Source organism: Streptomyces sp. TRM70350 (assembly GCF_019219825.1).
In the GTDB taxonomy this organism is placed as follows: Bacteria; Actinomycetota; Actinomycetes; order Streptomycetales; family Streptomycetaceae; genus Streptomyces.
Window position 1 is genome coordinate 75246 of sequence record NZ_JAHUXH010000010.1, and the last position, 13746, is coordinate 88991.

11 protein-coding genes and 1 pseudogene are annotated in these 13746 nt (G+C 71.2%); 4 read left to right on the plus strand and 8 right to left on the minus strand.

The window, feature by feature from the left end; genetic code table 11:
- Positions 1–387: 387 nt before the first annotated feature.
- Together KWI83_RS17855 and KWI83_RS17860 are read left to right on the plus strand one after the other, a co-directional pair.
- Positions 388–2073, plus strand: a complete 1686-nt coding sequence (locus KWI83_RS17855; RefSeq protein ID WP_218515352.1) for a ribonuclease J — start codon at positions 388–390, stop codon at positions 2071–2073.
- Between the two features lie 55 nt (positions 2074–2128).
- Positions 2129–2857 carry a spermidine synthase gene (locus KWI83_RS17860; protein WP_218515353.1) on the plus strand — a complete coding sequence of 243 codons (729 nt, stop codon included), beginning with the start codon at positions 2129–2131 and terminating at the stop codon, positions 2855–2857.
- 104 nt (positions 2858–2961) lie between these two features.
- On the opposite strand, the gene KWI83_RS17865 is transcribed toward KWI83_RS17860, so the two are convergent.
- Positions 2962–3624, minus strand: a complete 663-nt coding sequence (locus KWI83_RS17865; RefSeq protein ID WP_218515354.1) for a TetR family transcriptional regulator — start codon at positions 3622–3624, stop codon at positions 2962–2964.
- 119 nt (positions 3625–3743) lie between these two features.
- Here KWI83_RS17865 and KWI83_RS17870 point away from each other — a divergent pair, with 119 nt between their 5' ends.
- Complete coding sequence (locus KWI83_RS17870) at positions 3744–5486, plus strand: ABC transporter ATP-binding protein (protein ID WP_218515355.1); 1743 nt, start codon at positions 3744–3746, stop codon at positions 5484–5486.
- A gap of 754 nt (positions 5487–6240) precedes the next feature.
- Here the strand turns inward: KWI83_RS17870 and KWI83_RS40315 are convergent.
- Positions 6241–6674 (minus strand): annotated as a pseudogene (locus KWI83_RS40315) (Ku protein).
- A gap of 143 nt (positions 6675–6817) precedes the next feature.
- On the opposite strand from KWI83_RS40315, the gene KWI83_RS17875 reads away from it, so the two are divergent.
- Positions 6818–7615, plus strand: coding sequence for a formate/nitrite transporter family protein (locus tag KWI83_RS17875; protein WP_218515356.1), 798 nt, complete (start codon positions 6818–6820; stop codon positions 7613–7615).
- A gap of 454 nt (positions 7616–8069) precedes the next feature.
- On the opposite strand, the gene KWI83_RS17880 is transcribed toward KWI83_RS17875, so the two are convergent.
- The 6 genes from KWI83_RS17880 to KWI83_RS17905 form a co-directional block, all read right to left on the minus strand.
- Positions 8070–8216: a hypothetical protein gene (locus KWI83_RS17880; protein ID WP_218515357.1), complete on the minus strand. Its 147-nt coding sequence runs from the start codon at positions 8214–8216 to the stop codon at positions 8070–8072.
- Between the two features lie 353 nt (positions 8217–8569).
- Complete coding sequence (locus KWI83_RS17885; protein ID WP_218515358.1) at positions 8570–9778, minus strand: NAD(P)-binding domain-containing protein; 1209 nt, start codon at positions 9776–9778, stop codon at positions 8570–8572.
- 24 nt (positions 9779–9802) lie between these two features.
- A complete protein-coding gene (locus tag KWI83_RS17890) occupies positions 9803–11479 on the minus strand; it encodes a radical SAM protein (RefSeq protein WP_218515359.1) in 1677 nt (558 codons plus the stop codon).
- 37 nt (positions 11480–11516) lie between these two features.
- The gene (locus KWI83_RS17895) at positions 11517–12266 is read right to left on the minus strand and encodes a TIGR04283 family arsenosugar biosynthesis glycosyltransferase (protein ID WP_218515360.1); all 750 of its coding nucleotides are present in this window, start codon (positions 12264–12266) and stop codon (positions 11517–11519) included.
- Positions 12263–12928, minus strand: a complete 666-nt coding sequence (locus KWI83_RS17900; RefSeq protein ID WP_218515361.1) for a TIGR04282 family arsenosugar biosynthesis glycosyltransferase — start codon at positions 12926–12928, stop codon at positions 12263–12265. Before KWI83_RS17900 ends, KWI83_RS17895 begins: the two co-directional genes overlap by 4 nt.
- On the minus strand, positions 12925–13713 hold the full coding sequence (locus tag KWI83_RS17905) for an MTAP family purine nucleoside phosphorylase (protein WP_218515362.1): 789 nt from the start codon (positions 13711–13713) through the stop codon (positions 12925–12927). The genes KWI83_RS17900 and KWI83_RS17905 overlap by 4 nt, the downstream gene beginning before the upstream one ends.
- Positions 13714–13746: the final 33 nt, after the last annotated feature.

Below are 13746 nucleotides of genomic sequence, written 5' to 3' on the forward strand. Positions count from 1 at the left end.
CGCCGCCTTCGACGTCGACGGACCCGAGCGCCAGCGCCACCTCGTCGACAGCCTCGTCGCCGTCCAGCCCGAGGACGGCGGGCATCCCGGGGCGATCTCCGCGCACTTCCTGCTGAGCGCCGACGGCACCCGGGTGCTCCTCTGCGCCGAGTGGACCAGCATCGAGGCGCATCAGGAGGCCGCCGAGGCCGGCGACCACGACAAGGGACACGACATCATGTCGGGAACGCCCGGCGTACGCCTCACCCACGGCGGGCGCTACCGCCTCCACCGCTCACTGTCCCTCCGCCTGCCGTGACCGGCACGCCCGGCTTCCCGCCGCTCCTCGCATGGCATCACCTGGCAGGCAGTGGTTCACCTCGGCAGACTCTCCGGTAGCGTCAGGATATGAGCCATCCGCACCCAGAACTCAAAGCCGCCCCGCCGCTGCCCGACGGAGGGCTGAGGATCACCGCCCTGGGCGGCCTGGGCGAAATCGGTCGCAACATGACCGTCTTCGAGCATGCCGGCAAGCTGCTGATCGTGGACTGCGGTGTGCTGTTCCCCGAGGAAAACCAGCCCGGCGTGGACGTGATCCTGCCCGACTTCACCTCGATCCGGGACCGCCTCGACGACATCGCGGCCATCGTCCTCACCCACGGCCACGAAGACCACATCGGCGGCGTTCCCTACCTGCTCAGGGAGCGGGCCGACATTCCCGTCGTCGGCTCCAAGCTCACCCTCGCCTTCATCGAGGCCAAGCTCAAAGAGCACGGCATCACCCCCCGCACGGTGCGCGTGCGCGAAGGCGACCGGCGCGGCTTCGGTCCCTTCGACTGCGAGTTCCTGGCCGTCAACCACTCCATCCCGGACGGGCTCGCACTGGCCCTGCGCACCGGAGCCGGGCTGGTGCTGCACACCGGCGACTTCAAGATGGACCAGTTCCCCCTCGACGACCGCATCACCGACCTGCGCGCCTTCGCCCGCCTCGGCGAGGAGGGCGTGGACCTGTTCCTGGTCGACTCCACCAACGCCGAGGTCCCCGGCTTCACCACCTCCGAGCGCGAACTGAACCCCGCGATCGAGCAGGTCATGCGCACCGCACCACGCCGGGTCATCGTCTCCAGCTTCGCCAGCCACGTACACCGCATCCAGCAGATCCTCGACGCCGCCCACCAGCACGGCCGCAAGGTGGCCTTCGTGGGCCGCTCGATGGTCCGCAACATGGGCATCGCCCGCGACCTGGGCTACCTCAGGGTCCCGCCCGGCCTGCTGGTCAGCACCAAGGAACTGGAGAAGCTGCCGGACCATCAGGTCACGCTGGTGTGCACCGGATCGCAGGGCGAGCCGATGGCCGCACTGTCCCGCATGGCCAACCGCGACCACGCGATCCGCATCAGCGAGGGCGACACCGTCCTGCTCGCCAGCTCCCTCATCCCCGGCAACGAGAACGCCGTCTACCGGGTCATCAACGGCCTGACCCGGTGGGGCGCCAACGTCGTCCACAAGGGCAACGCCAAAGTGCACGTCTCCGGCCACGCCAGCGCCGGGGAACTCGTCTACTGCTACAACATCGTCCGCCCCCGCAACGTCATGCCCGTGCACGGCGAGTATCGTCACCTGCGGGCCAACGCCGACCTGGCCATCCGTACCGGTGTCGACCCCGAGCGGGTCGTCATCGCCGAGGACGGTGTCGTCGTCGACCTCGTCGACGGCCGCGCCTCCATCACGGGCAAGGTGCCCGCGGGGAACGTCTACGTGGAGGGCATGGAAGCCGGCGGCGCGACGGAGGCATCCCTCAAGGACCGCCGCACCCTCGCCGAGGAGGGCGTCGTCACGGTCGTGGCCATCGTCGACGCCGATACCGGCGCCCTGGCCGAGCCCCCCGACTTCCTGGCCCGCGGCTTCGTCCACGACGACACCACCTTCGAGCCGGTCATCCCCGTCATCGAGAAGACGCTGGCCAACGCCGCACAGGAAGGCGTCGGCGACGCCCACCAGCTCGAACAGCTCATCGCCCGCGCCGTGGCGAACTGGGCCTTCCGCACCCACCGCCGCAGGCCCCTGATCATCCCCGTCATCATCGACGCCTGACCGGGCCGCGCCCCAACTCCCCCCAGCACACTGACGACACCAGAGAGGTGAACGGATGAGCCTGCGCTTCGAGGAGATCGACTGGCAGCCGACGCCGATCGGTGAGATCAGTCTGCGGCGGCGCCGCCACCCGGGGTCGGGCGAGGACGTGTACGAGGTGAAGCTCGGCGACGAGTTCCTGATGTCCAGCCTCTTCACCACCGGCGAGACCGCGCTGGCGGAACTGGCACTGGCCAAGCTGCCGGACACCCAACTGGACGTCGCCGTCGGCGGACTCGGACTCGGCTACACCGCCCAGGCGGCCCTGGACGACCCCCGGGTGCGCTCCCTGACCGTGATCGAAGCGCTCGCCGAAGTCATCGACTGGCACCAACGGGGCCTGGTGCCCCTCGGGGCCCGGCTGTCCTCGGACGCCCGCTGCCGCCTGGTGCACGGCGACTTCTTCGCGCTGGCCGCCGACCCGAGCGGTCTGGATCCCAAAGAGCCGGGCCGCCGCTTCCACGCCATCCTGCTGGACATCGACCACTCGCCGCGCCATGTACTCCACTCCCGGCACGCGGCGCTCTACCAGCCTCCCGGGCTCCGCGCCCTCGCCGAACACCTCCACCCCGGCGGGGTGTTCGCCCTGTGGTCGAACGACCCGCCCGACGAGCAGTTCACCTCCGCGCTCACCGAGGTCTTCGCACAGGCAGCCGCCCATATCGTCGAGTTCGACAACCCCCTGCAAGGCGGCACCTCGGCCAACACCGTCTATGTAGCAGGCATGGAACCGGGCACGCCGTAGGGTGACGTCCCGAGTCGGAACGGCATCGCGCCGTCGCTCGGGCATCGCTGGAGCAGCAGGGAGCCCGCAACACGGTCGGTGGCTGCCGCCCCCTGGCGCCGCGGTCAGCGGGAGACGGTCAGGTCCAGGGCGCGGGGGATCTCGGCGAACGCCTCCTGCACCCGGCGGGCGAGGGTGGTGCGACGGCCGTACCCAGTGTCACCGCCCTCACCGCGCCCGGCAGACCAGTTCTTGGCCCCGCACCGGTAGACGCCGAGCGTGAACTCACCCAGGAGTCGCAGCCGGACGTCCCAGCGGCTGTCCGTGCCGAGTTGCCTTTCCAGTTCCTCAACCAAACGTTCCTGTGCCTGGAAGGACAGCATGGTGCTCTGCTTGCGCAGGGCCGCCGTGCCGGCGATGAGCCGGCGTGTGGCCAGGAAGCGCCGCTCCCAGTCGTCTCCCATGCCGTTGATCGTGGAGATGAGCGTCGCGTGCAGTGCCGTGAGCACGGAACCGGCCAGTTCCGTGTGCGCCAGCTCCTCGAGGTAGGCGTCCCACAGTTCGGCCTCGGCGGCGATCGCCACGTCCTCTTTCGAGGCGAAGTGGCGGAAGAAGGTCCGCTTGGAGATCTCGACCTTGTCGACGAGCTCGCTGAGCGTCACGTCGTCGAAGCCCCGCTCGGTGAAGAGTTCCAGTGCCGTCGCCGCCAAGGCATGGCGGGTGCGCAGCTTCTTGCGCTCGCGGAGCGGCAGGTGCGGTGAGGGGGACAGGGAGGGATCCGGCGCCATCCCGCAGAGTGTAGTCCCGCCTCTCCGGTCAAAATGCCACTGGGTTTACTTTGCCTCATGTGGCATAGTCGCCTGAGTCGCACCAACGTCGCTCGGCTGACGGCTGCTTGGGGGTTGCCGTGCTCTTCCCGCTCTTACGCAGACACCTGCGCCCGTACGTCCGCGAGATCGCCCTGGTCGTGGCACTGCAACTGACGCAGACCTGCGCGACGCTGTATCTGCCCACCCTGAACGCCGGCATCATCGACAACGGGGTGGCCCGCGGCGACAGTGACCACGTCCTGCGGAACGGGGCCGTGATGCTTGCGGTCACCCTCGTGCAGATCGTGTGCTCCGTGGCCGCGGTGTACTACAGCGCCCGTGTCTCGATGGGGGTGGGGCGTGATCTGCGGGCCGTGGTCTTCCGCAAGGTCCAGGACCTGTCCGTCCGTGAGGTGGGCCAACTGGGCCCCTCCTCGCTGATCACCCGTACGACCAACGACGTCCAGCAGATCGAGATGCTGGTGCTGATGGCGCTCACGATGGTGGTCATCGCCCCGGTCACGGGCATCGGGGGCCTCGTCCTGGCCCTCCACCAGGACGTTCCCACGTCGCTGCTCCTGCTGGCCGTGCTGCCGGTGCTGGCAGGCACTCTCGCCCTGGTCATCGGGCGGATGGGGCCCGTCTCCAGGACCGTGCAGCGCCGCATCGACGCGGTCAGCCGAGTGGTGCGGGAACAGATCTCGGGCGTACGGGTCATCCGCGCCTACGTTCAGGAGGAACGCGAGCGGGCCCGGTTCGCGAAGGCCAACACCGACCTGGCCACGGCCTCCCTGCGCCTCGGCCGGCTGTCGGCGCTGATGAAGCCGGCCGTGATGCTGGTGATGGACGGATCGAGCGTCGCCGTCCTGTGGTTCGCCGGACACCGGGTCGACGACGGTGCGATGCAGGCCGGCTCGCTCCTGGCCTTCCTGCACTACCTGCTGCAGATCCTGCAGGCCGTGCTGATCGCCGCCGCGGCGTTCATGATGGCGCCCCGTGCCGTCGTCTGCGCCCAGCGCATCACGGAAGTCCTCGGCACCGAGCCCGGTGTCCGGCCACCCACCGCGCCGATCAGCCTGCGCAGGGGCGGTGGATCGCTCGACATCCGCGGCGTGGAGGTCCGCTACCCCGGCGCCGACGAGCCGGTGCTGCGCGCGGCCGACCTCACAGCCCGGCCCGGGGAGACGGTCGCCGTCATCGGTTCCACCGGGGCCGGCAAGACCACACTCCTGAACCTGGTGCCGCGCCTGTTCGACCCGGACCGGGGCCGTGTCCTGGTCAACGGCGTCGATGTCCGCGACGTGGCACCGGCCGACCTGGCGACGGTCGTCGGCCACGTACCGCAAAGGCCGTACCTGTTCTCCGGAACGATCGCGTCCAACCTCCGTTACGGAAATCCCGCGGCCACCGACGACGACCTCTGGCGGGCCCTGGAGACCGCCCAGGCCCGCACCTTCGTCGAGGACCTCCCCCAGGGGCTCGGGACCCCGATCGGCCAGGGCGGCCACACCCTCTCCGGCGGTCAGCGCCAGCGGCTGTCCATCGCCCGCACCCTGGTCGCCCGGCCGGACGTCTACCTCTTCGACGACTGCTTCTCCGCCCTGGACCACGCGACCGACAAGGCACTGCGGGCAGCCCTCGCCGACACTCTGAGCGATGCCACCGTCGTCATCGTCGCCCAGCGCGTCTCCACCATCCGCGACGCCGACCGGATCGTGGTCCTGGACGAGGGCAGCGTCGTCGGAGTCGGCACGCACACCGAGCTGATGACCGCCGGCGGCACCTACCGGGCCCGAGCCACCGTGCCAAGGTCACTACGGACTCCCCCGCTTCCAGCATGATCGAGGCATGGGTGCGCCCCAGCACGTGGAAGCCGCCCTTCGGTGCCGCCTCCCACTGCCAGTCCTTCGCCCCCTTGGCGCGCGGCGGGAATGATGCCGGGCCTTGGCCCACGCGGGTTTCCAGGTGTAGGTGTGCCCCGTGTTCACCGCCACGGCGTTGCCGAATCGTGTGGTGAGCAGAAGGGAGAACCTCCTTCTCCGCAGACTCATCGCCGGGGGGCAGACGATCCAACCAGGCCCGGATGGGGCGGCTATCGAGGAATTCCAGGGCTACCCCTGTCCAGGGCGGCGCTCGGCGCGGTGAACAGCTTCGCACCGAAGCCGCCCTGTGAGGCTCCCTGGCCGCCGGGCGGCAGCGGGACGGGGCTGCGGCAGGCCGCGAGGTGCGGTGACCTGCTGCCCATGAGTCTTCCTACGTGGATGTCGTTGGCTCGCCGCCGGCGTCGGCATCCGGGTCAGCGCGCTGCTCGGCACCCGTCTCCAAGTAACCGGGATCGTCACCGGCCACCCGGCCCACGAAGATGTCGTTGGGTGTCGTCCCCGTCGTGCTGTGTCGGTCCGCCGCCTGATCGTCGGGCTTACCGCCCGTGTCCTCCGGCCTGCCCGAGTGGACCTCTGCCGTACCGGCAGGCGTGGAGGGCTGGGCTGATCGGCCCCCCAGATGTTCGCGGACCCATGACCACAAAGACATGATGCCTCCCGCCCAGGAGGTGAACACCGATGCCGACGGCGTACCCCTCATCGCCCTCGGCATTCAGGCCACCAGGCGCGCACCCACCCCGGTGCTCCGCCGCGCGCCGCCCGGATGACGCCGGGTGACGGATCGCGTGCAACGCCCGCGTGGTGCACCACGTGGGCAGCACCGGCACCTGGTCTTGTTCTCCTGCTCCAGCGCGGTGGCGCAGCAGCTCGTAGATCTTGGTGTGTTCCTCGCCTTTGGGGCGAGGTAGTAGGTGCGGTCGAAGTACACCGGCTCGACCTGCTCCAGGTCGACGAAACCGGTGATCTCGACGGCCTGCGATGTGCCGGGGCGGTCTCGTGGAGCTCGTCGGGTTCGACGATCACGTAGTCGCCGCCGCCCAGGTCGTAGCCCTTGACGATGTCCTCGTAGTCCACCTCCTTGCCGGTTCTCTCGTCGGAAGGCCGCCGGGCGCTCCGCGAACCCCACCGCACCCAACGGCAGGCCATCAGCGTGCGGGGGCCTGTCCGGCGCTAACCCGTGCCCCATACGTAGCCCGGGGAATCATCGGGGTTGCTCCTTGCGGGTGAAGGCGGGGTCCCATACGGCACGGCCCGCCCCTCACCCGCAGCCTCCCGGGAAGGAAGCCTCCATGGCCCAACCACCAGAGCCCCGGGAGATCTATCGCCGTGCCACGGAGGAAGGCGAGCGCCGGCTTGCCATGTCTCCGCTGGAGAAGACATCCACCGGGTTCATCGCCGGTATCACCATCGTGTTCGGCATCGTGGCGTTCGCGATGGCGGAAGAACTGGCCAGGCCCCGACTGGGGTCTGCTCTGGCCCATCTCATCGGTGCGCTCGCCTTCGGGATCGGCGTGGTTTTCGTCGTGGTCGGCCGCTCCGAGCTGTTCACCGAGAACTTCTTCGGCCCGGTCGCAGCAGTGATCGACCGGCAGCACCAGAGCTCGGCATGGATCCAGCTGGGCCAGCTGTGGGTCGTCGTGCTGGCGCTCAACCTTGTCGGCGGAGCGGTCATGGCCGCGATCTTTTCAGTGGAGGGGACGCTCCCCACAGGAGCGCACCACGCCCTCGCGGAAGCGGCCCGGGAAATCTCCACGAAGAGCGGTCTGGCGACCTTCACCCGCGGAATCGCGGCCGGAACGCTGCTGACCCTGCTGTCGTATCTCCTCCACGCCGCCGAGTCGACCGGAAGCCGCATCGTCCTCGCCTACGTGGTCGGCTTCTTCCTCGCCCTCGGGCCGTTCGACCACGTCGTCGTCTCCGGCCTGCACCTGCTGTTCGGCGTATGGCTGGGCGACACGGTCTCCTACGCGGATGTCGGCTTCAACCTCCTCCTGGCCGGCGCGGGGAACCTCGTCGGGGGCCTGCTGCTCATGACGCTGACACACACCGCGCAGGTCAAAGGAGCCCGCAGGGGCGGGAACGAGTGAGCCAGCAGCGGGACAGCCGGCGCCGCACCTCATGGGCAGTTCATCGCACGGTGCCTTCGACTCCGCTGAGCCAATCTGAACCCTGGCGCCGAGGAGGACGAGTTGCCGCCTTCGACAACGAGTAGCCGATGCCGCAATCGGATATGCGTCGATCGGGTGCTTACGCCCAGCCTTCTCCGGCGCCCCCACGGCCTGCAGCCAGCCTCGCGCCGTCCTCGCCGGAGCGTGCGGGTGGTGCGGCAGGCCCGGCTGGTGCCCATGCTGCGCGGTGTCGCGGAGATGGACCGGGTCTTGGGCCTGTCCGGTGCGACGGCCCGCCGCGATGTCCGCAGAGCCGCACCGCCGATGTGCGCGATGGCCCGATCGATGGGGATGAGGCACCACCGTGAGCGCACACCGGCGACTGCGGGCGGCTGACGTACGCCCCGCCCGCCCCGGGATCGGGCGGGGAGCGTCACGCCACGCCGAACGGGTCAGTGATGATCTGCGACTGGGCCGTGGGGACTTCCTGGCCCAGCGCCGCCGTCTGGCCTTGCTGACCACCACGGCGATCGGTGCTTTCGGTGTTGTGGCGCTGCACCGGTTCGGGGCCGTCTCCCATCTGCCGGAGGTCACCAGGCACCGTCGTCTCTGCTCGTGGTGCACCCTGGCGGCGCCGGCCCCCTGCGGGTTCGGGCGGCGGCGCTGCGCGGTGCCGCCGAGGCGACAGGGACGACGCCTGGTGTGACCTCGACGCCGGAGGGCGGAGGGACTTCGCCGTATGGGACGGCGCTTGCATTGCGGCGAGGATGGGGCCGCCGAAGGAGACAGTGGTTGACGCAGCGGACGTAGGCGGCGTCCTGGTCGTTCTCCCAGATGTGATGCCACTGGACGGGCAGGCCGGTCGCTCATGTCAACGCCTCCCGTCCTCAGTCCGCAGTTGGGATCCCGCTCAGCTCCCGGCCGGGCTCCGGGTCAGGGCGCCGCGGCCTCTTCGGCCGCACGCGCGTGCGCCGGTGCGGCGTACGCGGCGACGACCTGGTCGACCTGCTGGTAGCCGGTGCGCAGCAGGAAGGTGTTGAGGCGGCCGTAGGACTTGGCACCGAGGATGAAGAAGCCGGGTTCTGGCGTGCGGAGTTGGTCGATGCCGGGGGCGGGCTGTGCCAGGCAGTCGGTGCTCGCGCCGGAGGCGGCGAGGAGGGCGGCGGAAAGGTTCATGGGGGCGCCGGTGGCATAGCACTCGTGGACCTGGAGCTGGCGGTGGAGGGTGTGGTCACCGGTGTAGCCGGTGAGGGACACGACATGGTCGGCGAGCACCTCCCGGAGGCTGGTGGTGGTGGCCAGGCGGACGCGGATGCGGTCGCCCTGCGCATGGAGGGATCGGACGTGGGCGCCGGTGTGGAGGGTGACGCGGTCGCATGCCCCGTCGGCCAGCGCCTGCGAGGTGTCGACGAGGTCCTGGCGTGCGGGCAGGGTGTCGTCGGGGACGGCGCCCCAGTCGGGGGCCCCGCTGCGGACCGCCCAGACCAGTCGGGTGCCGGGGAGGGCGGCGAGGTCACGGGCGGCGGTCTGGGCGGACTTTCCGGCGCCGACGAGCAGGACGGTGCCCCGCCAGCGGTCGGGGTCGGCGGTGTCCGGGATGGTGCGCGTGATGCGGTGGGCCAGGGCGCGTTCGCCGGGGGCGGGGATGCCGCCGTCGCCGAGGGTGTTGGGGTGGGCGTAGGTGCCGGTGCAGTCCAGGACCAGGGCCGCCTCCGCGGTGTCCTCGCCGTCGGGGGTGTCGAGGAGCAGGGTGAAGGGGGCCAGGGCGCGGGCGGTGGTGCCGATCTGTTCGTGTTTGAGCAGGCCGGTGCGGGCAATCGCGGCGACGCGGGTGCGGTAGCGGATACGACCGGTCAGGGCGGGGAGTTCGGCGACCGGCCGGAGGAGCCGGGTGACGAGTTCGGCGCCCGTGGGACAGACGCCGTCCTGCGGTACGTCGCCGAGGTGGGCGCGCATCCGGTGGAAGACGTTCAGTTCCCAGGGGGTGAACAGGCGGACGTGTCCCCAGGCGCGTACGTGCGCGGCCACGGCACCGGAGGCTTCGTGGACGGTGAACGGCCATCCGGCGTCGGCGCAGGCGAGGGCGGCGTCCAGGCCGACGGGGCCGGCGCCGAGGATCGCGACGTGCGGGGTGGTGGGCATGGGCTGGTCCTCCCGGGACGAGCGTCAGATCGCGCAGTGGACGGGCCGGGGCAGGCTGCCGTCGGCGAGGCGGGCGGTGAAGAAGCGCTCGGTCACCAGCTGTTTGCCCTGCTCCAACGGGGTGCCGGCGGGGGCGAGGTGCAGGTCGGGGCTGGTGGCGAGGTCGGCTCCGGCGGGGTGCCAGTGCAGGCCGTCGGCGGTGACGGTCAGCTCCGGGACGGAGGAGTCCTCGCCGATCTCGGCACCGGTGTCGGCGAGACCGCGGCGCAGCAGGGGACGTACGGCGAAGTGGGCGGCCGGCAGGCCGAGTTCGGCGAGGAGGGCGGCGACGGCCGGGATCTCGTGCGTGTTCTCGGGGGTTTCGGTGAGCGCGACGCGGGGCGGCAGGCCCAGGTCGATCAGGTGGCGGATGCCGTCCATGGTGCGTCGCCAGGAGCCGGAGCCGCGGTGCAGGTCGTGGGCGTGCGGGGTGGCGCCGTCGAGGGAGGTCTGGACGGTGAGCTTGCGGTCGGCGAGGCCGGCCAGGCCGTCCGCGCGGCGGCCGCGCAGCAGCATGGCGTTGGTCATGACGACGGTGGGCAGCTGGGCGGAGGCGTGGTCGAGCAGTTCGATGATGCCGGGGTGGAGGAAGGGCTCGCCGCCGGTGACGTACAGCTCCGTGAAACCGGCCTTGACCGCCTCCTCGACCAGGGCGCGGAACCGGTCCGCGGGCAGGGTGCGCGGGGTGGCCCTCGGGGAGGAGGCGACGGCGCAGTAGTCGCAGGCCAGGTTGCAGTGGAAGTTGGTGTAGATCCACAGGCGGGAGGGGAAGTACGGGCTGCCGAACAGCGGTACCACCGGGCGGTCACCATCCAGGTCCGGACCCGGGTCGGGGCCCCAGCCGTCGGCGGCGGGACGGAAGCCGGTGGGGAGGGCGGAGCGGTACAGGTGGTAGCGGCCGCGGGCGCGCTCGTGCGGCGGCAGGATCTCCAGGCAGGTGGTCCACCAGCCGGTCTCGATGGTCTCCACGAACACCTCCGGCAGTCCGGCGGCGCGCATGGAGGCGGCCTGGGCCTGCCAGTCGTACGTGAGCGGGATCAGCTCGGCGGTCGCGTGTCCGTCGTCGAGGTCGAGGAGCGCGTACCAGACGTTGCGCTGCCCGTCGTTGGCGGGTTTGCCGAGGACCCCGACGTTGACGGTGAGCGTGTCGCCGGTCCGCCGCTGCCAGGGCAGGCCGCTGTGGGTGCACAGGATCACGTCCGCGCCGGACGCCGCCACCCGCCGCCGGTGCTGCTCCTCGGGCAGGGACTCCCACCAGAAGTCGTTCAGCGCGAGCGTGGAGCCGTGCACCATGTGCACCTCCACGCCGTCGACCGTCTCCCGTCGCTCGGTGGGCAGGTCGCCCATCCAGGCGGCGAAGGCGCGGTCGGTGGTGGCGAGGGTGTGGTCGTAGACGATCTGGGCGAACTCGTTGTCCTTCGCGTCGCGGTAGCCGCAGCCGCAGTCGGTGTCGCCGCGGGCGATGGCCACGTCGTAGTTGCCCGCGACGCAGGTGATGTCGTTGCCGGTCAGGATCGGCCACAGGGCGTCCACCTCGGCGCCGAAGCCGCCGAGGTCGCCCAGGCAGTACAGCCGTTCGGCGCCGCGGGCGCGGGCGTCGTCCACGAAGGCCCGCAGGGCGTAGGGGTTGCCGTAGGGGCCGCCGCATACTGCGATCCGCATGTCAGATGTCTCCAAGGTGGCACGGGCACGGTGACGGTCACGGGCTGGGAACCCGCCGGGGGACGGCCGCCTTCCGTCCGCGCCGCGGGAGCCGGGGCGGGCCCTTGGCGTAGCGGCGGCGGATGCGCTCGGGATCGACGCCCGCGAAGTACAGCAGCTTCAGGTACTGCATGAAGACGATCATCCGCCACACGCCGTGCTCGACCAGGCGGCGCGCGGAGGCCGTGGACGTGGCGGGCAGCACGGCCAGGGTGCCGCGGCGGGCAAGGCGGCGGGACATCTCCAGGTCCTCCATGATGGCCAGGTCCGGGAAGCCGCCGAGTTCGTCGAAGACGCCGCGGCGGATGAACATCGCCTGGTCGCCGAAGATGTGCCGCAGATGGCGGGCGCGGGCGTTGGAGGTGTACGCCAGGTAGTTCAGGCCCGGGCCGCGTCGGTCGAAGCGCAGGGTCAGTCCGCCGCCGACCACCTCCGGGTCGGACATCGCGGCGCGGATCTGAGCGAGCGCGGCCGGGTCGATCTCGGTGTCGGCATGGACGAACCACAGCACCTCGCCCGAGCAGTGCCGGGCCCCGGCGTTCATCTGTTTCGCCCGGCCCCGCTCGCTGTGGATCACGGTGGCGTGCAGGGAGGCGATCTCGACGGTGGCGTCGGTGGAGCCGCCGTCGACCACGACGAGTTCGCAGTCGGGGAAGTCGCGGCACAGGCGGCCCAGCGCCGTCCGGATCGCGCGTTCCTCGTTCAGGACGGGCACGATGATCGACACCGGCGGGGTCGGGGGTGTCATACGGTCTCCGTCGGCTTGAGCAGAGCCGCGATCCCGGGCGGCAGCGCCGGGTCCGCCAGCAGAGCGGCCGCGTCCTCGGGGGTGTCCAGGTCCCGCAGGGGCGTGCCGAGTTCGGTGCGCAACCCCGCGTCATCGGTGAGCGCGCGGGTGGCGGCCAGGACGTTGTCCGTGCTCCACCAGGCCGGGTCGAGGGCGAACAGACCGGTGTGCGGGGCGCGCAGGCCGATCAGGTGGTGGCCGCCGTCCGGCGCCGGGCCCAGCACCACGTCCCGGCTCTCCAAGGCGGCGAACGCGCAGGCCACGTGGTCCCCGGTCAGGGTGGGCGCGTCGGTGCCGATGACCACCAGCGGGCCTGCGCCGTCGGCGAACGCGTCGGTGACGGCGGCGGCGAGCCGCTGCCCGAGGTCCGCACCGCGCTGTACGAGCAGACGAACACCGACCGGTGCCAGGTGACGCCCGTCGTCCGGGCCGCCGTACGGCGTGTGGGCCGGGTAGGTCCGCCAGCGGGAGCCGGATGTCGTCTCCAGGGCGTGGCGGATGAGTTCGGTCTGCAGGGCCGCGCACCGCTGCGGCCCGAGCAATGGGTGCAGCCGGGTCTTGACCATGCCCTGCCTCGGCGCCTTCGCCATGACCACGACGGCGGGAGCGGGTGACAGGCTCATGAGTCGAACCGGTGGACGAACCCGGCGGGTGCCACCGCGTCCAGCCCTGCGACCGCGTGGCCGACCAGCTGGGCGAAGGTGTCCTTGCCGGCCGCCATGCGCGCCAGCAGTGCCTCGACCGGCTCGGGTTCGGGCGCGACGCCGTTGGCGAAGTCGGTGACGAAACCGGCCAGCGCCAGGGGCAGTTCGGCCTCCCCGGCCAGGACCGCCTCCGGGCCGGCGGTCTGGCTCACGGCCGTGACGCCGACGGCGGCCAGGGCGGCGATCTCGGGGCGGGAGTTGAAGCGCGGCCCGTCCACGTGCCCGTACACACCGCGCGGAACGACCGGCGCCCCGGTCTGCGCGGCGGCCGCGATCAGCGTCTGGCGCAGCGGCTCGCTGAACGGGCGGTCGAAGATCCAGTGGCCGCGGCCCGCCTGCCCCGGGGTGTCGTACCAGGTGCACGCGGAACCGTCGGGCAGCCGGTTGGCGGGGAAGTACAGGTCGTCGAAGACGACCAGCGAGCCGGGCGCGGCGGCCGGGTCGACGGCCCCGCACACGGTGAGCGAGAGCACCGCGTCCACGGCGAGCGCGCGCAGCGCCGCCAGGTTCGCTCTGTGGTCGACCTGGTGCGACAGGCGGCGATGGCCCACGCCGTGCCGGGACAGTTGCACGATCTCAGCCCCTTTGAGGCGCCCCTCGGTGACCTGGGTCTCGCCGTACTCGGTGGTGACGCTGCGGGTCGTGGCATCCTCCAGGTGGGGCCAGTCGTAGCTGCCCGAGCCGGTGATCACGCCGATGCGCATCCGGGTTCCTCCCCTTTCCTTGCTTCTTCCCTG